At 40.2% G+C, this 6383-nt stretch carries 6 protein-coding genes; 1 reads left to right on the forward strand and 5 read right to left on the reverse strand.

Annotated elements, in window-relative coordinates; translation table 11 throughout:
• Positions 1-83: 83 nt before the first annotated feature.
• From map to IQ228_RS18400, 5 genes are all read right to left on the reverse strand, one after another.
• Positions 84-914 carry a type I methionyl aminopeptidase gene (map, locus tag IQ228_RS18380; RefSeq protein WP_193963857.1) on the reverse strand — a complete coding sequence of 277 codons (831 nt, stop codon included), beginning with the start codon at positions 912-914 and terminating at the stop codon, positions 84-86.
• Between the two features lie 118 nt (positions 915-1032).
• Positions 1033-1431: a cupredoxin domain-containing protein gene (locus tag IQ228_RS18385; RefSeq protein WP_370566908.1), complete on the reverse strand. Its 399-nt coding sequence runs from the start codon at positions 1429-1431 to the stop codon at positions 1033-1035.
• Positions 1432-1558: 127 nt separating this feature from the next.
• A complete protein-coding gene (locus tag IQ228_RS18390; RefSeq protein WP_193963860.1) occupies positions 1559-4390 on the reverse strand; it encodes a pitrilysin family protein in 2832 nt (943 codons plus the stop codon).
• A 147-nt stretch (positions 4391-4537) separates the two neighbouring features.
• Positions 4538-4966, reverse strand: a complete 429-nt coding sequence (locus IQ228_RS18395; protein WP_027403905.1) for a VOC family protein — start codon at positions 4964-4966, stop codon at positions 4538-4540.
• 124 nt (positions 4967-5090) lie between these two features.
• Entirely contained in the window at positions 5091-5606 is a 516-nt protein-coding gene (locus IQ228_RS18400) for a TIGR02652 family protein (RefSeq protein WP_027403906.1), read from the reverse strand.
• 239 nt (positions 5607-5845) lie between these two features.
• On the opposite strand from IQ228_RS18400, the gene IQ228_RS18405 reads away from it, so the two are divergent.
• Positions 5846-6349 (forward strand): gamma carbonic anhydrase family protein, encoded by a 504-nt coding sequence (locus tag IQ228_RS18405; RefSeq protein ID WP_053539328.1) that lies wholly within the window; start codon positions 5846-5848, stop codon positions 6347-6349.
• Positions 6350-6383 lie beyond the last annotated feature (34 nt).

Below are 6383 nucleotides of genomic sequence, written 5' to 3' on the forward strand. Positions count from 1 at the left end.
CGCTTGCGGGGAGGGGGTTGGGGGTGGGGTTCTTATATCTCACTCAAACGCAAACGATAACCGCTATCTTCTTAAATCTTATTTTAGCAAAGATAAGTTCTATCAGTCAAAATTTCATACCCACTATCTGTAACTAACACAGTATGCTCAAATTGAGCAGATAAAGCATTATCAACTGTTACCGCAGTCCATCTATCAGATAAAATTCGGGTATTCTTAGAACCAGCATTTAAAATTGGTTCAATTGCTAAAGTCATCCCTGAGCGCAATTTCACATTTGGTATCTCACGAGTCCGATAGTTAAATACCGCTGGTTCTTCGTGTAAATTTCTACCTACACCATGACCAGTAAATTGTTCCACTACTGTAAACCCATTGGCTTTGACATGATCTTCAATTGCACCTGCAATCTCTGTCAAATGGACACCAGCTTTTACCTGTTCAATCCCTTTATATAAAGATTCTTCCGCTATTTTAATCAGTCTTGCGGCTTCAGTTGTTACATTACCCACTGCGATAGTAATGCAGGAATCACCATGAAAGCCTTGATAAAAAGCACCTGTATCAACTTTTAATACATCCCCTGAGCGGATTACCTTTTTAGAGTTAGGAATTCCATGTACAACTTCATGATTAATACTAGAGCAAATCGAGGCGGGGAAGCCATGATACCCTTTAAAGCTAGGAGTGGCATCCATTTCGCGGATACGTTTTTCGGCATAAGCATCTAAATCAGCCGTTGTCATTCCTGGTTGCACTAACTCAGAAATTTCTTTAAGAACAGTTGCCACAATCTTCGCCGATTGCCGCATAATTTCGATTTCACGGGCTGATTTAATTTCAATCCCTCGGCGTTGTTGTTTTTCAGGTTTTGGCTGTGCTGGTTGCGAAAGTAGGTTGGTGAAAATATTCATATGAAGTTTATGAGTTAGCGGCGCTTTACCGATTGGGTTTGAAGTTGTTGAGATTTATTGCCAAAAATATCTATGTTTTAAGTTAACTTATTTTGCGCCTCTAGGGGTAGATTATCACTTACTTAATGATAATTTCTCCTTTCATGCCTGCTTCTGTGTGTCCAGCAATAGTACATCGTAAAGTGTATTTACCTAGTTTGATAGGTACAAATACCCATTCTGCCTCTGCGCCGGGTTTAAGTTCTAATTCGTGAATATTACCTTTAATTTCTACATTTCCGGCTTCGACTTTTTGCGTCCAAATTGCATCGGCAAAGTCTTTGGCTGTAAAATAGTGTTTTTGTGAGCTAGGATTACTTAATTTGAGATTGTAACGTTTACCTGAGATCAATTCTAAGTGATTTGGCTCAAATTTTAATTCATTACTAGAATTACCCAAGTTAACTGTAATTTCTATAGCTGGTTGTTTTAGTAAATTATTAGATAGGTTTTCTGCTGTTGCTGGAGATACACCCATGATTACCAGACTGATTAGCAGGGAAAATATACAGATGATTCGAGGTAGATTGTAGTAGACCTGAATTAAGAAGTTACTCATGGCTAAATGGATATTTGCAAATCACATCTATTCTTATCATTAAGATTTATTTAATCTTTTTATGGGCAAGAATTGGTGGACCTGCTGTGACAACTACAATTTTATCAGGATGAAGTAATTCACGAGCAGCTTGATTGACTTGATTGAGGCTGACTTGCTCTATTTTGCTGATATATGATCGCAATTCTTCCTGATTTAAGCCGTAAACTTCATTCATTACCATTTTTTGGCTTAATTGTTCGGGATTGGCTAAGGAAATATTATAACTGCTGATTAAATTCCGTTTGGCTGTTTCTACTTCAATAGGGGTAACACCTTGTTGATGAACTTGTTTGAGGAGGTTGCGGGTACTGGAAATTGCTTTGGGTGCGTCTTCTGGACTGGTTTGCATTTCAATGAGAAATGTACCAACATTTTTACCTGTGATGAAATTGCTATAAATTCCGTAGGTTAAACCTTGGCGATCGCGCACTTCTAGCCCTAGTCTACTCGATAATGTATCACCTCCGAGAATTTGATTCAAGATCATCGCTGCATAAAATCGTTTATCTTGACGATTAATGCCGGTATAACCCATGTAAGTTATCGCTTGGGGTTTACCAGGAACAACAGGATTAACGTGAATCATATTTTTCGGCATCCCCACATTGGGATATTTTAGCGTTGGTGGTTTGCCTTGAACTTGCCAATCTCCTAATTTTGCTTGAATGAGCGATCGCACTTTGTTAACATCAAAATCACCGACAATTGCTAAAACTGTAGTATCAGGGCGATAATGTTGCGCTTTAAAAGCTATCACATCTCGACGTTGAATTTTGCTAATACTCTCCGCAGTCGGAAAGGTATGTAATGGATGTTTTTTCGGATAAATGGACTGCACAAAGATCCGATTTGCAACCTTATCGGCATCATCTAAATCTGAATCTAAGGAAGTTAAAGCTTGTTGACGCGCAAGAGCAAACTCTTTTTCAGGAAATGTACTATTTCTAATTACATCCGTCAAAGTCCCCAGCAAAATAGGTAAATCCACCGCCAAACTACTACCTTTAATCTGCACACCTTCACGATAAGCTTCAAAATTCAAATTTGCGCCCTTTACCTCTAATCCTCTGGCAATAGTCCGCATATCTTGATTTTTAGTGCCATTCATCAGATTTACTGCCACTAAAGAAGCTAATCCTCCCTGATTGTCGGACTCAAATTCTGTTCCCGCTTTAATATTGCCGCTTAAAGTAACTGTCGGCGTAGTTTTATCTGGTAACAGTAGTATGCGTAACCCATTAGCAAGTTGTAATTGCTGGGGTATTTGTCTTTTCTCAGCTTTGGGTAATATGTCTAAAGGTGGTGAATACTGCTTAACCTCCGCAGGAACTACAGCCACATCAATACCAAAATTCTCTTGTGTTGGTGTTGAATAAGATGAACTTTGAACTGTTGCTACTTGTTTAGTCGGTTCAAAAAATCCCACTTTCCGTGCTTCTGGTTGCAAGTATTTATTGATGACATTAATCACATCAGCAACTTGAACCTTACGAATATTTACTAAGTGATTTTCGGTATACTGGTAATTATCGGTCGTGATTTGATCATTACCCAACTGCATAGCTTGATTGGTAATATCACGGTTATTTAAAATTACTGAAGCCGTTAATTGAGTTTTGGCTCGTTCTACTTGTTCCTTTGTCACACCAATTTTAACAAGTTTATCCAGAGCCTTGATTACCGCCGCATCAAGTTTAGTTAAATCCTGAGTTCCCACAGATGTCACTAACATTTCATACCAACCACCCGCGCGTAAACTAGCGACATTTGCCGAAACATCATGAGCTAAACCTGATTCAACTAGCTCTTGATACAAGTAAGAATTTTTACCCGCAGTCAAAATATAATCCATGACTTCCAGTGCGGGGATATCTGGTTGATTGATTTGAGGAAGTGGGTAAATTATTTGTAGTAATGGATTTCCCCCCGGTTCTTGTAACTTAATCACAGGTGTAGGAGTAACGGCTGGGGATGGAATTATGAGCTTATGGGGTGAATATTGACGTTTAGGAATTTTACCAAAAACAGTTTCTACCTTTCTCAAAGTTTGTGAGGTGTCAAAATCTCCCGCAATTACCAAAACAGCATTGTCAGGACTATAGAATTTTTGGTAATATTCCCGCACTTGAGCAACTGTGAATTTTTCTACATCCGCCTTAGTTCCACCAATGGGTAATCTATAGGGATGATCAGGAAAAACCGACATCATCACAGCGCGATTCAGCCTATATGCTGGGCTATTTTCATAACCTTGTAATTCAGAAATAACTACTCGCTTCTCACTAGCTAACTGTTGAGGATCTATTAGTGAGTTTTTCATCCTATCAGCTTCTAATGTCAACAGAGCGGTGAGTTTATCCCGTTCTGCCGTGTTGTAATATGCGGTTTGGTCATAACTGGTAAAAGCATTAGAATCACTGCCTAAAGCACTAAATAACCGCCCAAATTGAATGGGACGATTGCTAGTACCTTTAAACATAAGATGCTCTAGTTGGTGGGCAATACCATTTACCCCAGATGCTTCTTGTCCTGAGCCAAACTTGTACCATACCTGCACTGTGACTACAGGAGCATTATGAACCTCTTTAGTGAGAACAGTTAACCCATTATCAAGGACTGTCTTCCGAACATTTGCTGTAATAGCGAGATTTGATGTTTCCTTAGCGACTAGTGTTTTATGAGATTTTTCTGAGTCGAAGTTGTGGAGACGGGGAGAAAAATCCGCTTTATCTCTGCTAAGAGCAGCATCTTGATGGAAGATAAAAGCCGCTATTACCCAAATACTCAAGATAACTAAAGAAAAGCGATGTCGTTGTGCGATAGAGAAAAAAGACATACTCTTTGGCGAATAGCTATATGTAATTTAAGTTACATATGTTGATTGACTGAGGAAATTGGGCAAATGTTTCTGTACTTCATGGAAATTAAAAATGTAGCTGTAAAGGAACAATATTGCATCAGCCAAAAGGCATTAATAGTAATTTCAAGTTGATTTATGCAAAAACCGCAAAAATTCCAGAGGCAACCCGTCAAAATCAGCGATAAACGCAACTTCTAAAATGTTATCGCCAATTTGCTGCTGTGTAGGTTCTAAAAGAATTTTCAGGGGTGGTAAATATTCTATTGTTGCTAACCGTGTTCTTAAACTTTCCAACCAAGTTGGTAAATCTGGTGTAATCTGTGTCACATCAAACGCCAGATGATAATAGCCTACATAATGCTCGTCATTAAAAGCATCTGGGGCTGGTTTGGGTTGGGGAATTTGGATGAGTTCAATTCGAGTCCCTAAACCTTCCATCCAGCAAGCTAGAGTATAACCGGTAGTGAAGCGATCGCCCACCGTAAACCCTAGCTGCTCATAAAAAGCGATCGCTAAATGGATATTTGCCGTTCTAATAGAAGCATGGTGCATAGAATTTTGGATTTTAGATTTTGGATTAATCTACAATCTAAAACCCAAATTGGGGAACAGGGCGAAAATTTTTACCAATTACCCATTACCAATTACCCATTACCAATCACCAATTACCAATCACCTATTCAAACAACCGAAAATATGGGTAACGCACCGGCACACCAGGTTCTTTATCCAAATCAAAGTTAATTACTTCCCAGCAAGGTTCAGCAGCGGAATCGGGGCTAAACTCTACAGGTAAGCCATATAATCGCGCCCCCGTAGCAACTTCCCCTTGTCCAGAACGCCAAGGTGTACTCCGTTCTAAATAGCCACTCATCAACTCCTGATAACGGTTAGCAACAATAATCCTCGTAGCTCGATAACCTTGAGTATAAAGCTTGTCCAAAGCTTCATGAATTTCAAAGCGAATCCCATCAGGATGAGTATGTTGACGATACCATTCTCCATCCCATCTGCGCCAATGACGACCAGACTGTAAATGAACTAACTCCCCAGTTTTGGGTTCAGCTTCAAATGCGCCATGACGAGGACATAAATAAGTATCCGTCAATGTCAATGCCGAAATCGTTTGGCGACAGTGAGGACACTGTATTTCAGGGCCAAATATCGGGTACTGAAAGCCTGGATTTATCATGAAGTGCGTATAAACATAATATTGTGTTTTTTGCCAGCACCGGTAGGTTTAACTTTACACTCCTGTTCCACCACTTTAGATAACTTGCTCAATGCTACATAAAATGAAGATAGTGCTTGAGAAGAAGTTTCACAACCGCCTAACGATAGAAGGTTAATGTCGTGATATTCTGATTTCGCAACCAGTTCTAAAGGTTGGAGTTTCTCCAGTGTTCCTGGGTACCATATCCATATTCTATCGTGTCTATCTCTTCCGTCTGGAAATCTCCAGAATTTTCTCAAGCTGCTTTTGTGGCAGCAAATGCCATCATTATTGGTTCTGTCACCATAGCAGCCAAAGCCAGCATTTGGTATGGATCTGTGGTGAGAGGTGATGTAGAACGCATTGAAATTGGCGAATGTACAAATATTCAAGACGGGGCAATTCTTCATGGTGATCCTGGTGTCCCCACAATCTTAGAAGATCATGTCACTGTCGGTCATCGCGCTGTGGTACATTCTGCTCACATTGAGCGGGGTTGTTTAATTGGTATTGGGGCAATAGTCTTAAATGGCGTAAGAGTCGGCACAGGTAGCATTATCGGCGCAGGTGCAGTGGTCACCAAAAATGTACCCCCCGGTTCTCTGGTCATGGGTATTCCTGGTAAAGTAGTCCGTCAACTCACAGACACTGAAATCACCGAACTCATCGAACACGCCGAAAAATACCACCAATTAGCCCTTCTTCACGCTGCTAATGGCTAGGAAGAGGCAGGGGGCAGGGGGCAGGGGGCAGGGG

It is taken from the genome of Dolichospermum sp. LEGE 00246 (assembly GCF_015207865.1).
GTDB lineage: Bacteria > Cyanobacteriota > Cyanobacteriia > Cyanobacteriales > Nostocaceae > Dolichospermum > Dolichospermum heterosporum.

Bases quoted from the DNA above. Each gene is read 5' to 3' on its own strand.
- map (WP_193963857.1), bottom strand. From the start codon at position 914: ATGAATATTTTCACCAACCTACTTTCGCAACCAGCACAGCCAAAACCT.
- IQ228_RS18385 (WP_370566908.1), bottom strand. From the start codon at position 1,431: ATGGGTGTATCTCCAGCAACAGCAGAAAACCTATCTAATAATTTACTA.
- IQ228_RS18390 (WP_193963860.1), bottom strand. From the start codon at position 4,390: ATGTCTTTTTTCTCTATCGCACAACGACATCGCTTTTCTTTAGTTATC.
- IQ228_RS18395 (WP_027403905.1), bottom strand. From the start codon at position 4,966: ATGCACCATGCTTCTATTAGAACGGCAAATATCCATTTAGCGATCGCT.
- IQ228_RS18400 (WP_027403906.1), bottom strand. From the start codon at position 5,606: ATGATAAATCCAGGCTTTCAGTACCCGATATTTGGCCCTGAAATACAG.